The sequence below is a fragment of the Providencia sp. PROV122 genome (assembly GCF_028482365.1).
GTDB lineage: Bacteria > Pseudomonadota > Gammaproteobacteria > Enterobacterales > Enterobacteriaceae > Providencia > Providencia stuartii.
Genome location: NZ_JAMPQI010000031.1, coordinates 19,146 through 34,306 on the forward strand (window position 1 = coordinate 19,146; position 15,161 = coordinate 34,306).

Annotated in this window: 14 protein-coding genes and 1 pseudogene; 11 read left to right on the top strand and 4 right to left on the bottom strand. The window is 42.7% G+C overall.

Annotated elements, in window-relative coordinates; all coding sequences use genetic code 11:
- The first annotated feature begins 490 nt into the window (after positions 1 to 490).
- The 8 genes from aroK (at position 491) to PSE69_RS17645 (ending at position 7,704) form a co-directional block, all read left to right on the top strand.
- Positions 491 to 1,012: a shikimate kinase AroK gene (gene aroK / locus PSE69_RS17610; RefSeq protein WP_004916057.1), complete on the top strand. Its 522-nt coding sequence runs from the start codon at positions 491 to 493 to the stop codon at positions 1,010 to 1,012.
- Between the two features lie 34 nt (positions 1,013 to 1,046).
- A complete protein-coding gene (gene aroB, locus PSE69_RS17615) occupies positions 1,047 to 2,141 on the top strand; it encodes a 3-dehydroquinate synthase (RefSeq protein ID WP_004916059.1) in 1,095 nt (364 codons plus the stop codon).
- Between the two features lie 319 nt (positions 2,142 to 2,460).
- The gene (locus tag PSE69_RS17620) at positions 2,461 to 3,366 is read left to right on the top strand and encodes an SPOR domain-containing protein (protein WP_014657126.1); all 906 of its coding nucleotides are present in this window, start codon (positions 2,461 to 2,463) and stop codon (positions 3,364 to 3,366) included.
- 80 nt (positions 3,367 to 3,446) lie between these two features.
- Positions 3,447 to 4,331 carry an adenine-specific DNA-methyltransferase gene (gene dam, locus PSE69_RS17625; protein WP_004916061.1) on the top strand — a complete coding sequence of 295 codons (885 nt, stop codon included), beginning with the start codon at positions 3,447 to 3,449 and terminating at the stop codon, positions 4,329 to 4,331.
- Positions 4,332 to 4,365: 34 nt separating this feature from the next.
- On the top strand, positions 4,366 to 5,040 hold the full coding sequence (rpe, locus tag PSE69_RS17630; RefSeq protein ID WP_004916064.1) for a ribulose-phosphate 3-epimerase: 675 nt from the start codon (positions 4,366 to 4,368) through the stop codon (positions 5,038 to 5,040).
- Positions 5,037 to 5,729 (top strand): phosphoglycolate phosphatase, encoded by a 693-nt coding sequence (locus PSE69_RS17635; RefSeq protein ID WP_004916066.1) that lies wholly within the window; start codon positions 5,037 to 5,039, stop codon positions 5,727 to 5,729. Before rpe ends, PSE69_RS17635 begins: the two co-directional genes overlap by 4 nt.
- 19 nt (positions 5,730 to 5,748) lie before the next feature.
- The gene (trpS, locus tag PSE69_RS17640) at positions 5,749 to 6,792 is read left to right on the top strand and encodes a tryptophan--tRNA ligase (RefSeq protein ID WP_121874966.1); all 1,044 of its coding nucleotides are present in this window, start codon (positions 5,749 to 5,751) and stop codon (positions 6,790 to 6,792) included.
- 174 nt (positions 6,793 to 6,966) lie between these two features.
- Positions 6,967 to 7,704 (top strand): 3-oxoacyl-ACP reductase family protein, encoded by a 738-nt coding sequence (locus tag PSE69_RS17645; RefSeq protein WP_014657127.1) that lies wholly within the window; start codon positions 6,967 to 6,969, stop codon positions 7,702 to 7,704.
- Positions 7,705 to 7,761: 57 nt separating this feature from the next.
- On the opposite strand, the gene PSE69_RS17650 is transcribed toward PSE69_RS17645, so the two are convergent.
- The 3 genes from PSE69_RS17650 to PSE69_RS17660 form a co-directional block, all read right to left on the bottom strand.
- The gene (locus PSE69_RS17650) at positions 7,762 to 8,940 is read right to left on the bottom strand and encodes a lactate oxidase (protein ID WP_230088952.1); all 1,179 of its coding nucleotides are present in this window, start codon (positions 8,938 to 8,940) and stop codon (positions 7,762 to 7,764) included.
- 52 nt (positions 8,941 to 8,992) lie between these two features.
- A complete protein-coding gene (locus tag PSE69_RS17655; protein ID WP_004916073.1) occupies positions 8,993 to 9,559 on the bottom strand; it encodes a YceI family protein in 567 nt (188 codons plus the stop codon).
- 97 nt (positions 9,560 to 9,656) lie between these two features.
- On the bottom strand, positions 9,657 to 10,334 hold the full coding sequence (locus PSE69_RS17660; protein WP_004916074.1) for a hydrolase: 678 nt from the start codon (positions 10,332 to 10,334) through the stop codon (positions 9,657 to 9,659).
- Positions 10,335 to 10,600: 266 nt separating this feature from the next.
- On the opposite strand from PSE69_RS17660, the gene PSE69_RS17665 reads away from it, so the two are divergent.
- Positions 10,601 to 11,476 (top strand): pirin family protein, encoded by an 876-nt coding sequence (locus PSE69_RS17665; protein ID WP_053110895.1) that lies wholly within the window; start codon positions 10,601 to 10,603, stop codon positions 11,474 to 11,476.
- Between the two features lie 56 nt (positions 11,477 to 11,532).
- Here PSE69_RS17665 and PSE69_RS17670 read toward each other — a convergent pair whose 3' ends face one another.
- The gene (locus tag PSE69_RS17670; protein ID WP_121874964.1) at positions 11,533 to 12,444 is read right to left on the bottom strand and encodes a LysR substrate-binding domain-containing protein; all 912 of its coding nucleotides are present in this window, start codon (positions 12,442 to 12,444) and stop codon (positions 11,533 to 11,535) included.
- Positions 12,445 to 12,630: 186 nt separating this feature from the next.
- Between PSE69_RS17670 and PSE69_RS17675 the strand changes: the two genes are divergently transcribed.
- Together PSE69_RS17675 and PSE69_RS17680 are read left to right on the top strand one after the other, a co-directional pair.
- The gene (locus tag PSE69_RS17675) at positions 12,631 to 14,313 is read left to right on the top strand and encodes an ABC transporter ATP-binding protein (protein ID WP_102781049.1); all 1,683 of its coding nucleotides are present in this window, start codon (positions 12,631 to 12,633) and stop codon (positions 14,311 to 14,313) included.
- Positions 14,310 to 15,161 (top strand): annotated as a pseudogene (locus PSE69_RS17680) (ATP-binding cassette domain-containing protein); the annotation flags it as partial. The gene PSE69_RS17675 and the pseudogene PSE69_RS17680, both read left to right, overlap by 4 nt.

Consider the following 15,161-nt stretch of genomic DNA (forward strand, 5'->3'; position numbering starts at 1 on the left):
ATTGATACTTCAAGTAGTTGAATGAATATAAAGGAAATGTGAGCAGAGAAAATTATTTTTTATGCCATAAACTTACCGGATAAATTTGACGCTGACGTCGTTTTAGCATACAAGGTTACCCATTGAGTGTTCTAACTATCAGTAGATTAAAGAACAAGCTATCAGCCGCTTATAAAATAGCCGCAATCAATTTGCTCTATAAATTAACACGTTCCTCTGCTTTTATATGCAGTGGCAATACTGTTAAAACTCATGTTGAACAAAACGTTAGGCAAAATAGACGGCATAATAGAAGAAACCAGTAACACAAATGTGGCACTTTGTTCGCTCAGTGCCACATTTATATAGTTGCAATTCAGGTTGATGTATTGAGATAATTTTCTTATCTGATCTCACTTATCACTCATGAGGTTTCAGTTTAGGTCCCGTCGCTAATTCGATTGGCGGGGCGGGTTATCATTAACGAATAATCGTAGTAATACCAAAAAACATGGCAGAGAAACGCAATATCTTTCTGGTTGGACCGATGGGTGCCGGCAAAAGCACTATTGGTCGTCAATTGGCTCAACAGCTTAATATGGAGTTTTTCGACTCTGATCACGAGATTGAAAAACGTACAGGTGCAGATGTAGGCTGGGTCTTTGACCTAGAAGGCGAGGAAGGCTTCCGCGAGCGCGAAGAAAAAATCATCAATGAGCTTACCGAAAAACAAGGCATCGTACTGGCAACGGGTGGCGGTTCAGTAAAATCGAAAGAAACTCGCAATCGCCTATCTGCTCGTGGTGTTGTTGTGTATCTCGAAACCACTATCGAGAAACAGTTGTCTCGAACTCAACGTGATAAAAAACGGCCACTATTACAAGTGGATGAACCGGCTCGTGAAGTTCTTGAAAAATTGGCATCTGAACGCAACCCGATGTATGAAGAAATTGCTGATATCACCATTCATACTGATGAGCAAAGTGCCAAAGTTGTCGCAAGCCAAATCATTGAGCTGTTAGAAAAAAACTAACTTAACATTACTCATGGCAACAAGGTAAAGCAAGATGGAAAAAGTCACTGTTACTCTGGATGAACGCAGTTATCCAATCACAATTGCTCCGGGTCTTTATAACCAACCAGATGCTTTTTGGCCACTCAAAGCGGGTCAACGAGCTATGTTGGTGACCAACGAGACACTTGCGCCTATCTATCTTGAGAAAGTGACGCGTGCTCTTGAAGCAGCAGGGGTAACAGTAGATTCAATCATTTTACCGGATGGGGAACAGTATAAATCCTTGTTCATTATGAACGATGTTTTCACTGCCTTACTCGAAAAACGCCATAATCGCGATACCACCCTCATAGCACTTGGTGGGGGTGTTATCGGTGACCTAACAGGTTTCGCCGCAGCAAGTTATCAACGTGGGGTTCGTTTTATCCAAGTACCAACCACCTTGTTATCACAAGTAGATTCATCCGTAGGCGGCAAAACCGCGGTAAACCATCCATTAGGCAAAAATATGATCGGGGCATTTTATCAGCCCGCCTCTGTCATCATCGACCTTGATTGCTTAAAAACGTTACCGAAAAGAGAGCTTTCATCTGGTCTTGCTGAGGTCATCAAGTATGGCATCATCCTTGATGGGGAGTTTTTCAGCTGGCTAGAAGCGAATATCGACGCTCTAATGGCTCTTGATAATCAAGCCATGGCTTACTGCATCCGTCGCTGCTGTGAATTAAAAGCACAAGTCGTCGCGGCTGATGAGAAAGAGACTAGCGGCTTAAGGGCGCTACTTAACCTTGGCCATACTTTTGGTCATGCTATTGAAGCCCATATGGGCTATGGCGTTTGGCTGCACGGTGAAGCCGTTGCAGCAGGTATGGTGATGGCGGCTAAAACGGCAGAACGCATAGGCACATTCACCGCACACCAAACTCAGCGAATTATCGCCTTGTTAGAACGCGCTGAGCTACCTGTGACGGGTCCTGAGCAAATGAAACCGGATGACTATTTACCTCATATGATGCGGGATAAAAAGGTCATGGGCGGGAAACTCCATCTTATCTTACCTACCACAATCGGCCATGCAGAAATGCGCTCAGATATTGAAACACAAACAGTACGAGATGCGATATCGTCCTGTTTACCCGAAACCTAAGCCATCTTGTGTGATTATCAGCCAGAAACAGATAAAACCATCCAGATAATTTGAGGTTTTAAAATGTTTCTGGCAGATATGTCTTAAAATCGTTAAATTATAAGCTATGCCTAAAGTTTCAGGTTACAACACACTCTCAAACACTTAGACTTTTAGACATGCAATATCATATGTCGTATTAATCATATGAAGACGATATGACAAGTATAAGACTATCCTTTGCAACATCGCGGGTATACACTATTTACTCGTGAAGAGGCCGTAATGAAAAGAGAAATTTTATCTCGATTACAAGGTGATATTTATTCGGGAGGGCAAAATGGACGAATTTAAACCAGATAATCAGCCTAATACACAAAATGATCTACGGCCAGATACATCCGACCGACCGGCAGGTCGTAGCCGTCCATCATCAACAGCAAAACCTAAACTCACGATATCTCGCCAACATATTATGATTGGTGTAGGTGTTTTGGTGCTGTTATTACTGATTATCGCCATTAGCTCAGCCTTAAAAGCTCCAACAGAGCATGAAAAGCAGCAAACTGATACAACGGCAAACGAGCGTAATATCGATTTGTCTAGCTCTTCATCGCTTAGCAATAATCAAAGCCCATCAGGCCAGGCACAAGAGATAAACGTACCGCCTGTGAACCCAGTACCTACCCAAGGTACTCAACAGCAACAAACAAATAATTATGGTGAACGGATTGAAATCCCGGGTGATGTTGTCGATGCCCTAAACCAAGGTCAATCACTCAACCAAGGCACGGCGAATACGCCGGCACAAAATATTGCACCGCCTCCTGTGACACAAACGCCACCGGCCCAAAAGCCACAAACGGTGCCTGCAAAACCAGAGAGGACGCAAACAAAGCCTGTTGAAACTAAACAACCGGCTCAACCTAAGCAGCCAGCAAAAACAACCACGGCGAACCAAAATCAAAGTGGTAACTTAATGTCAGCGCCTGCGAGTAACTACACATTACAATTAAGCAGTGCAAGCCGTTCTGATACACTAGAAGCTTTCGCTAAACAACATAAACTCAATAACTATAAAGTTTATAAAACAATCCGTAATGGGCAAACTTGGTATGTTCTGATCCACGGCAACTATCGCTCCGTCAATGAAGCTAAAAGCGCTATTGCGACTTTACCAGCCGAAATTCAAGCGAAAAAACCATGGGTTAGAAATATGAAGCAAGTTCAACAGGATCAGAAATAACAACGTTTTATAGCGGGCGCATTATGCTGTCCTGACAGAGTACCCAATACTACTCTAAACGTTTGTAACAATAAGACGGCATGAAAAAAACACGCGCTTTTTTGAAATGGGCCGGCGGCAAATACCCTCTAGTGGAAGATATCAAAAAACATCTTCCACAGGGTGATTGCTTGATCGAGCCCTTTGTAGGAGCAGGTTCTGTTTTCCTAAATACCAGCTACGATGCTTATGTCCTAGCTGATATCAACAGCGACCTCATTAACCTCTACAATACCGTAAAATACCGTACAGACTCTTTCATCGGAGAAGTACGCGAGATCTTTACGCCTGAATTTAATACCGCCGAGCAGTATTACATTAAACGTCAAGAATTTAACCAATCTACAGACCCTATCAAACGTAGCGTATTATTTTTATATCTAAATCGCCACTGCTACAACGGGCTATGTCGTTATAATTCACGCGGCGAATTTAATGTGCCTTTTGGTCGTTATAAAAAGCCCTACTTTCCAGAAGAAGAACTACTGTGGTTTGCCGATAAAGCGCAAAAAGCGACCTTTGTGACCCAAGATTATGAAAGTACGCTGCTATCTGCGGAATCAGGCTCGGTCGTTTATTGTGACCCTCCGTATGCTCCGCTTTCCGAAACAGCGAACTTTACGGCCTATCACACCAATGCCTTTAGCGCTCAAGAACAACAAAATCTTGCGCGATTAGCCCATTATTTGTCTTCAGATCGCAAAATTCCGGTTCTGATTTCAAATCATGACACGCCAGCAACAAGAGAGTGGTATCATCAAGCTAAATTACACATTGTCAAAGTGCGTCGAACAATCAGTCGAAACATACTTAATCGCGCGAAAGTCAATGAGTTGTTGGCACTATATAACGGGGAGCCTGCGCTAAAACTCCCCAAAAACGCTGATAAGAAAAACATCAAGCGCCTCTCGTCTGGCGTGGAATGACTCTCAGGTGACGTTTAAATAATCGGAGACAATAATGAAAGATTTTCTCATTGCCCCATCTATTTTATCTGCAGATTTTGCCCGTTTAGGCGAAGATACCGCAAAAGTACTAGCCGCTGGCGCGGATATCGTGCATTTTGACGTTATGGACAACCACTATGTTCCTAACCTCACGTTCGGTGCACCGATTTGTAAAGCCCTACGCGACTACGGAATTACTGCACCAATCGATGTCCACTTGATGGTTAAACCTGTCGACAGAATTATCCCTGACTTTGCAAAAGCAGGCGCAAATCATATCAGCTTCCACGTTGAAGCCAGCGAACATGTCGATAGAACACTACAGTTAATCAAAGAACATGGCTGTACTGCTGGCCTCGTTTTCAACCCAGCAACACCATTGAGCCACCTAGAGTATGTGATGGATAAAGTCGATATGATCCTACTCATGTCGGTAAACCCAGGCTTTGGTGGTCAATCCTTTATTCCACATACGCTGACTAAATTGCGCCAAGTCCGTAAAATGATCGATGAAAGTGGCTATGATATTCGTTTAGAAATCGATGGCGGTGTTAAAGTTGATAATATTGCCGAAATTGCCGCTGCTGGTGCCGACACCTTTGTTGCAGGATCTGCAATTTTTGGTCAGCCTGATTACAAAACCGTCATTGACCAAATGCGTAAGGAATTACAAAAGGTATCTCAATGACACAACCGAGTTTAGAAAACATCAAAGCAATTGCCTTTGATTTAGATGGTACTCTCGTTGACAGTGCCGGTGGATTAGCTGAAGCGCTAGATAACGCATTAAAAGAACAAGGTTTTCCACCAGCAGGGAAAGAGCGTGTTTCAATTTGGGTAGGTAACGGTGCCGATGTCATGATTGAACGCGCATTAACATGGGCGGGAGCAACCATCACTCCCGAGCTTCACCAAGCGACCCGTGACAGTTTTGATAAATTCTATGCCACCGCTGTGACAACGGGCAGCGAACTATTTCCAGAAGTCAAAGAGACGTTAGAAAAGCTCGCATTCCATAACATCCCTATGGCCATAGTGACCAATAAACCCACACCTTTTATCGCGCCATTACTGAAAAAACTAGCCATTGATCGCTATTTTTCGTTAGTGCTTGGCGGCGATGATGTAAAAGAGAAAAAGCCACACCCAGCGCCACTGTATCTCACCATGGGCAAGCTTGGTTTACGTAAAGAGGAATTGCTTTTTGTCGGTGATTCCCGTAATGATATTATTGCGGCAAAAAGCGCACAATGCCCTAGCGTTGGCCTAACTTACGGTTATAACTATGGTGAATCAATCGCTCTGAGTGAGCCTGACTGTGTATTAACACACTTTTCAGATATCCTGCCTACCATCGGTTTATCTGACACAAAATAATTAAAGGATATAAAAAGAAATGAGTGAACCCACTGAAAAACAAAAGCAAACCCAAAAACCTATCGTATTCAGCGGCGCGCAGCCTTCCGGTGAATTGACCATCGGTAACTACATGGGTGCGCTACGTCAGTGGGTACAAATGCAAGATGATTACGACTGCATCTATTGTATCGTTGACCAACATGCGATCACTGTACGTCAAGACCCTGACGAGCTACGCAAAAGAACCCTCGATACCTTAGCACTCTACCTCGCTTGTGGCATTGACCCGAATAAAAGCACTATTTTTGTTCAATCCCATGTGCCGCAACATGCGCAACTTAGCTGGGCGCTAAACTGTTACACTTACTTCGGCGAACTAAGCCGTATGACACAATTTAAAGATAAATCAGCGCGTCATGCAGAAAACATTAACGCTGGTTTATTTGATTATCCTGTATTAATGGCTGCCGATATTTTACTTTATCAAACTAACCAAGTTCCTGTTGGTATCGACCAAAAACAGCATCTTGAGTTAAGCCGTGATATTGCACAGCGTTTTAACGCGATTTATGGCGATATCTTTACCGTGCCAGATCCTTTTATTCCGACTGGAGGTGGCGCTCGTGTCATGGCTTTGCAAGATCCAATGAAGAAAATGTCTAAGTCTGATGATAACCGCAATAACGTTATCGCCCTGCTTGAAGACCCAAAATCAGCAGCGAAAAAAATCAAACGTGCGGTCACTGACTCAGAAGAGCCGCCTCGTGTTCGTTATGACATCGAAAACAAACCAGGTGTTTCAAACCTGCTAGATATTTTATCTGGCGTAACGGGTAAAAAGATTGCCGAGCTTGAAGCCGAATTTGAAGGTCAAATGTACGGTCATCTTAAAGGTGCAGTGGCAGATGCCGTCTCTGGCATGTTGGCTACACTCCAAGAGCGTTATCATCAATTCCGTAATGACGAAGCGCTGCTCAACAAAATTATGGATGAAGGTGCAACCAAAGCGGCAGTACGCGCGCAAGAAACCGTTGATAAAGTTTATGAAGCCATTGGTTTTGTAAAACGCCCTCAGCTGTAATTCATACACGCCCTTATCTCTTCTAAGATAAGGGCTTTTAATTTAAAAACTCACCTTTCTCTCTTCACCTTCAATTATTTTCAACAACCTCATCGATTTATCTCTCTGGTGTCTCTGTGCTTTTCTCAGTCAAATAGCTCACTCATTGATATGTAATAATGTTAAGGTGAATCTATGTTATTCAAAAATAAATATGCTTTTGTTCAAGGTGGATCAAGAGGTATCGGTGCTGCTATCGTCAAACAATTTGCTCAAGCTGGGGCCAGTGTCGCTTTTACCTACGCCTCTTCTGACGATAAAGCTAAAGCTTTAGTGGCTGAAATTGAGCAATTTTCAGGTAACGTATTGGCAATCAAAGCAAATAGCGCTGATGAAAATGAAATAAAAGCCGCCATCACACAAGCCGCCAATACATTTGGTAGCCTTGATATCTTAGTTAACAATGTTGGTATTTTAGAGCTAGGAACATTAGATACCCTATCATTAGAAGCGTTCGATCGCTCCTATCACCTCAATGTTCGTAGCCTATTTATTGCCAGCCAAGCTGCATTAGAAGTGATGAATAATAATGGGCGCATTATTCATATTGGTAGCATTAACGCACAAAGAGTACCATTTGAAGGCGGTAGTGCTTATGCGATGAGCAAAGCCGCTATCGTAGGGCTTACTAAAGGGATGGCTCGTGATGTCGCTAGCCGAGGCATTACTGTGAATAATATCCAGCCCGGTCCTGTCAACACGGACATGAATCCTGAACAAGGTGAGTTTGCAGAGAGTTTAAAACAGATCATGGCATTAAAACGTTATGCCAGCGCCGATGAAATAGCCAGTTTTGTCGTTTATTTAGCCAGCCCTGCCGCTGCTTATATCACAGGTGCAAGCTTAAATATTGATGGTGGATTTAGCATCTAATTATCTTAATAGCATAAAAAAACGGGAGGCATCTCCCGTTTTTTCACTTAATGAAATTTATTGAAAATCCATATCGGTATAAAGCTTCGTTGCTTTTACACTTTCAATATTTTTCGCGCCACCCAACATCATATTAATGGATAATTCTTTATTCAGTTGCTGAATAACGGAATTCACCCCTTCCGCGCCCCCTAAATTTAATCCATATAAAATTGGACGACCCACCGCGACAACATCAGCACCACTTGCTAGCGCTTTAAACACATGGGAGCCACGGCGAACACCACTATCAAAAACAATAGGAACACGTTTGTTGACCACTTTTGCAATGGAAGGCAAAACATCAAAAGAAGCTGGGCCGCTATCTAATTGTCGCCCACCATGGTTAGATACCCAAATCGCATCTGCACCAGCCTTGATCACTCTATCTGCATCTTCAGGTGATTGGATCCCTTTCACTATCACAGGCAAACCCGATAGTTTTTTCACGTAAGCAATATCTGCTGGGGTAAAGGCTTGTTTAGCTTGAGCATAAATTTCGCTGATCCCTGCCCCTTTACCTGTTTTAGAGCCATCATCATTTTGTTTAGCGAACAGTTCTAAATTGGCAAAACCAAGTGGGAATTGGAAGTTATTGCGAATATCATCTTCGCGATAGCCACCAACTGGCGAATCCACCGTTAAAATAATCGCTTTAGCACCACTCTCTTTAGCTCGTTTCAAGGTAAACTCATTGAAAGCATTATTCTTGCTCATATAAAGTTGGAAGAAGAATGGGCTTTCCCCTGAAACTTCGGCGACTTCTTCAATAGTCTTGTTACCATAAGTACTTAATGAAAAAATTGAGCCAGCTTTCGCCATCCCTTTGGCTGTCGCAATTTCACCGTCTTGATGGGCCAAACCTTGAGCAGCCATTGGGGCTTGAATAATTGGCGTTTTTAAATCAATCCCTAAAAATTGGGTTGATAAGTCAATATCTTTAATTTCAATCCCCTGCATTACCCGCGGCATAATGTATTTTCTATCAAAGCTACGCGTATTTTTATCTAGGTTCAGCTCATCTTCTGCCCCACCACGAATATAGCCAAAAGCCCCTTTTTCCATGTTTTTCGCAACTTGGTCTTCTAACTCATCTAAATTGATAATTTTAATCGGTTCTTCTTTGGTACTCGCTTGATAATCCGCGGCTTGTACAGCCCCAACAGATAAGGTCAAAGCCAGTATCGCCGATGACATCACCGCGATGGGCTGTTTTTTTGCTCTGTGTAACATACTCCACCTCCTCAACTTATTGTTTGATAGCTTCCGCTTGTATTTTTATCACTACCTCTTTTGCCATTCCCTCTTTTGCAAGGAAATCCACCCCCCATTTTGTACGGTCAATGGTCGTTTCAAAGTCGCCACCACAAACATCCGCTTTAAAAATAGGACTGAAATAACAGCCGAATTTCGTTGTTTTCAACTGAACGGGATGAGACTGTCCTTTCATGGTTAAAATGCCATCAATAGAAACAGGTTTATTATCCGCAAAGTTCCATTTAGTTGATTTAAATTCGATGGTTGGGTATTTCGCAACATCTAACATATCGGCGCTCTTAATATGGTTATCAAACGCTGTTAGACCGGTATTTAATGTCTCCGCTGGGATTTTGACATTAATGCTTCCCTTGTTTTTTTCTGGGGAATAGCTCATATCACCACGAATGTTGTAGAAACCACCGCTATTGGTCGATGTATTAAAGTGATCAATATAGAAAACCGCTTTAGTATGGGTTGGATCTAACTGATAATTTGCGGCTTGAGCAGTACCGGCTACCAATAGTGAAGCCAATAATGGCAATACAATCTTTTTCATGGAATACATCCTAATTATTTGTTTTATCTAAATTAATACAGATAGGTAGCCTCTACTTTTAGTAAAGGCTACGGATAATTCGAGTTAAAAATGAGGCTTAGCGTTCTGAATCTAATTGCTCATTGTTTTTCAAAACATCTTGAGCTTTCATATAGCTTTCAATGAGCAGTTGATATGCAGGGAAAATTTGCGTGTAAGCTTGTGCCCATTCTGCCGCATCTTCACGATTCCACGTTTTCTGAATTTCAGACGCGACCGCGGCTGTATCCATTGGTACAACACCAGCTTGAACCATGCGTGCTAAGGTGATTTCTTGTGCCATTTTGCTATAAGTACCAGATGCATCAATGACGACAAAAACTTGGTAACCGTCAGCTACCGCACTAATAGCAGGGAAAGCCATGCAAACACTGGTTATCGTGCCCGCGATAATCAGTTGTTTTTTACCCGTTGCTTTAACTGCTTCAACAAATTCAGGGTTATCCCATGCGTTGATTTCACCGCGACGTGCAATATATTGTGCATGTGGCGCATTTTGGTGAATTTCAGGGATCAGAGGGCCATTCGGGCCTTGTGGTACAGATGCTGTTGTGATGACAGGCATTTTTGCCAATGAAGCTATTTTTGCGAGAACAGCAGCACGCGCTCGCAGCTCTGTCATTGGCATATCACCGACAGTTTGGAACAAGCCGCTTTGATGGTCTATCAATAACATCACTGCATCATCTGGATTAATAACAGGACGCTGTCCATTGAAGTTTGCCGGATTACTCATAATGAAACCTCTCAATCAATAAAATAATGAAATGCTTTTAAACGAGAAATAGAACAATCGTTGCCCCGCTCTCTTGTTATTTACATTAATTCATCGATTTTTTGTTGAGTAGTCCGGTTTTTAGTAAACACTGTTCTAAAAATAGGATAATGGAAACCAGAACTATTGTTCTAATAATGAAACAATGAAACCTATTTTTACCACTACTGATAACGAAATCGTGCCCCTATGATAAATACATCAGAATCTATTTTAGGAGCATAACCATGAAAAAGATCATTGGTATTTATAACGCACCTCGCAGTCATTGGGTTGGAGATGGCTTCCCTGTTCGCTCATTATTTAGCTATAACAACCACGGGAAATATCTCAACCCATTTCTTTTACTTGATAGAGCGGGGCCTTTTACCTTCCCAAGCTCAGATGCTGAGAACCGTGGTGTTGGAGAGCATCCGCACAAAGGGTTCGAAACGGTAACTATCGTCTATGATGGTGAGGTTGCACATCATGATTCTACAGGTGAAGGGGGCGTGATTGGTCCAGGAGATGTTCAGTGGATGACTGCGGCATCCGGTATTTTACATCAAGAATACCAATCCGATGATTTTATGAAAAATGGCGGCACCTTAGATATGGTGCAACTGTGGGTCAACTTACCGGCTAAAGATAAATTGGCGTCTCCGGGATACCAACTGCTAAAAAGTAGCCATATTCCGAATATTGCTTTACCTAATGATGCAGGCTATTTACGCGTCATTGCAGGTAACTATCTAGGAAATAATGGTGCTGCACGTACATTTACCCCTTTAGATGTTTGGGATCTCAAACTGAAAAAAGGTAAAACAGTAGGGTTACAAACTAAAGCCGGTCGTAATGTTGGTTTAGTGATGTTACATGGCTCGTTAATTGTTGATGGTCACGCTAGTTTAAATGAGGGAGAGCTGCTCATCCTTGATAGTAGTGACAGTAATATTGTTATGGAAGCCACGGAAGATGCTGTTGTACTCTTCTTAAGCGGTGATCCCATTGATGAACCCGTTGTCGGCTATGGTCCCTTTGTGATGAATAGCGATAAAGAAATTATCGAAGCGGTTAATGATTTTAATCGTGGTAAATTTGGCCGAATCCCTCAAAATCAATAAGATAATAACTCCTCGATAGGGTGACTATTGAGGAGTTATCTTTTTACGGTGATGGATTATGATGATTTAACAGTTGGTGAAATATTCTCAGCCAAATAATTTAATAATAGTTGTACTGATGGCAATAAACCTTTTCTTGATGGGTAAACCGCATGAATAATATCTTCAGGAAAACGCCATTCAGGTAATATCTCAATCAATGCCCCTGAACTTAAGTCTTTTTCCACCACACCATAAGGCAATCGAGCAATACCAATTCCCTTTAATGCGGCTTTATACAAGGTCAAAATATCGGTTGTTGATAATTTGGGGATAAAGTGCTGAGTGAAGCTTAAGTCCTCACTGTTTTTCAGTGTCACCGTATAATTTTGGGAATGTTCGGTATTTGCCAATATTGGGTAATTCACTAACTCTTCGGGTTGTTGCAGCGGCTCTCCGCCTTTAAATAACAACGGGCTAGCGACCAAAACCCGCCGTGAATAACCCAATACTTTCATCATTAAACCCGAATCATCTAACGGCAGCGAACGCACTCGCAGCGCCATATCTAACCCTTCACTGATCACATCAACGGGCCGATTAACAGCTAAAATTTGTACATCGATCTCCGGATACTTCACCATAAAATCGACTAATAAATCTTGCAGATACACTTGGAGTAAAGCGACAGGACAAGACAATTTAATGATCCCTTTCGGGTCAGTTTGTACAGAGCAGATCAGCTCCTCAGCAATTTTCGCTTCATCGACAACATTTTTGCATTGTTGATAAAAGGTTTGGCCGATTTCAGTCACATGGAACTGACGTGTTGAACGATAAATTAAGGAAACATTGAGTTTCTGCTCAAGATCAGCAATACGGCGGCTAAGTTTAGATTTCGGGATCCCCAAAGCAAGACCTGCTTGTGAAAACCCGCCATGCTCGACTACTTTGACATAGTAGTAGAGGTCATTTAAATCGTACCGCATCCCTATTCCCCTTTTTACTAAAACCTATTTATATTACTGAAAATCGATAATAAGTCTGCTTAAATTACGCCATTTACCCCGTCAATAAGACCCGTTAGCCAAACAAATAGTTTCGGTATCGAAACAACTCATTGCCAGTTAAACAAGGAAATCAATTAAAGTAACTACCCGGCTATGGAGGTTTCTATGTACCGCGCACTTTGGGCATTGTTACGCCCTTATCGTTTCGTTTTAATATTTGCTGTTATTTTACAAGCTATCGCTGGCATTAGCTCCCTGATCCCTTGGGTTGCAATTAGCCAAATCGCCTTATCCCCTGTTGAACAAGGGAACACTTGGGTCATTATTGCATTTATTAGCGGAGTCGTATGGCTCGTTTGCCAAACACTTGCCCTATACCTAACCCATCAAACGGATAACCAATTGTGCTATCAATTAAGGCTAAAAATACTCAATAAACTCAATCGACTTCCTTTGAGTGAGTTTGTTTATTCAGGTAAAGAAGGGATCCAAAAAATTGTTGATCGCGATGTGCGCTTGCTGCATCAACTCACCGCCCATGCACCTGCCGACTTGGCTCAACTGTTTGTCGTTCCAATAACCGCAACGCTGATCTTATTATGGACCAACTGGGCATTAATGATTTTTTGCCTACTTCCTTTAATCATCACCATTTACCTTTTCCGCCAGCTACGCTCACCACGTTATCAATCGCTATTCACTGCTCGTGACCAGACGATGGGGAATTTATATGCTCAATATGCAGAGTTTGCCGATAACCCATTACTTGCAAGACAGTATCCAAACCGCGCCATTCAACTAGCTGTGACACAAGCACTCTCCGCTTTTCTCGTGGCCTTTAATCGCTGGATTAACAAAATCGGCGCATTCAGTTCACTGACTCAAATTGGAATGAGTACCACATTACTGACGTTATGGGTGATTATTGGGTCGTTGGTAGTGCCGACCTCGGTGTCACTGTCGCAAATGGTGTTGTTTATTCTTTTGATGCATAGCATTACCGCTCCAATCGCTGCCATGGGGCATGGTGCCGATGCCCTCAACCATGCAGTCGCCGCTTCAGAGCGTATTCGCCATTTTCTTGAGCAAACAGAAATGCAGTATGGTGATAAATCACTGCAAGGAGCGCCTTGTGCCGTTCATATTCACGATGTGGATTATTGTGTACAGGATAAAACTTTACTCTCTAACATCAACTTAACCATTCAACCCGGTCAGCTTGTCGCTATTGTTGGTGCATCGGGAGCAGGAAAAAGCACACTTTTACAATTGATGGCACGGTTCCTCGACCCAACTCGTGGCGAGTTATACTTTAATACGACGCCCCTACCTCAATTCTCATTAGCAGGGTTAAACCAGCAAGTATCTATTGTGATGCAGAATACTCAACCTATGCCGTGTTCGCTGAAAGAAAATCTACAGCTATTTGCCCCCGATGCGACAGCGGTCGAAATCACTGACTACCTTGAAAAATTAAATCTACTAACACGGCTCCAGCAATTACCAAAGGGGCTAGACAGTTTAGTCGGTCATGATATCACCTTATCAGGTGGTGAAGCTCAACGTTTAGCCATCGCTCGCGTGCTGCTCTCTAAAGCCCCTATTTTGTTGTTTGATGAGCCAACATCTGCATTAGATCCGCAAAATGCCGAGTTATTTTTCCAGCTTTTAAACCAAGAGCAGCGTACACGAGTCTTGGTCACCCATGATCTGAGCTATTTATGCCATGCAGATACGGTGATCTTACTGGAAGAAGGGCAAATAATTGCTCAAGGTACACACCAACAGTTATCTGAACATACCCCCCAATATCAACAATTACTAAGTGCATTGGAGGACGCCGCATGATCCGTCTGTTCTTAAGTACCGTCCGTCGTGCGCTATTATGGATGATATTCGCTGCTATCTTAGATGGTATCAGCGGGTTGCTACTCGTTCCTGTGATCATCAATTGGGGCTCCGACGATATAAGTGCGCTGATTTGGCTACTGGTGAGTAGCTTAGTGTCATTAACCGTTATTTTTATCGCCACTCAGAAAGGCTACCTTGCAGGTGGCATTGTTATGCGCACGCTCACCAACGCATTAATACGCCATCTACCTGTCTCATTAAAACCAATCCCGAGTGCGACAAGTTTAGTTTCTGGGCCAATTTCCCATGTGATGTCCATTCCTGCTCACTTATTACACCCAATCATTAGCGGTATTGTCACCCCTTTAACCGTGATCTTAGGGGCATTGATTCTGAACTTTTGGCTAGGAAGCATCCTGTTAATGATTGGCTTCATGTTATTACTTATTTTACGTTTTTCCGCCAAACACGTGTCATTCGCCGAAAAGCAAGTACACGCCTCACAGCAGAAGGTTATCGATGAATTAGGCCACTTTGCCACACATCAACCGTTGCTTCGCAGAGCGGGTGTCAGTCAACAGCAGCAACAAGGTTTAGAGCAGAGCCTGACTCAGCAATATCAGACACAAAAACAACTTCAACGCCGTAGCTTGCCTTTTCATTTGCTGTTTTCATTCGCTATTCAAGTAACCTTTATCGGCTTATTAGCTTTCGGCTTATTGGCGGTCAATCGTGAAACACTTACCCTACCTATGTGGTTAGCCGCCATGCTGTTATTAGCGCGTTTTATTGAGCCACTCTGGTTGCTTTCCCATTTAGACCAAGCATTACGCCAGGCTAAAAAA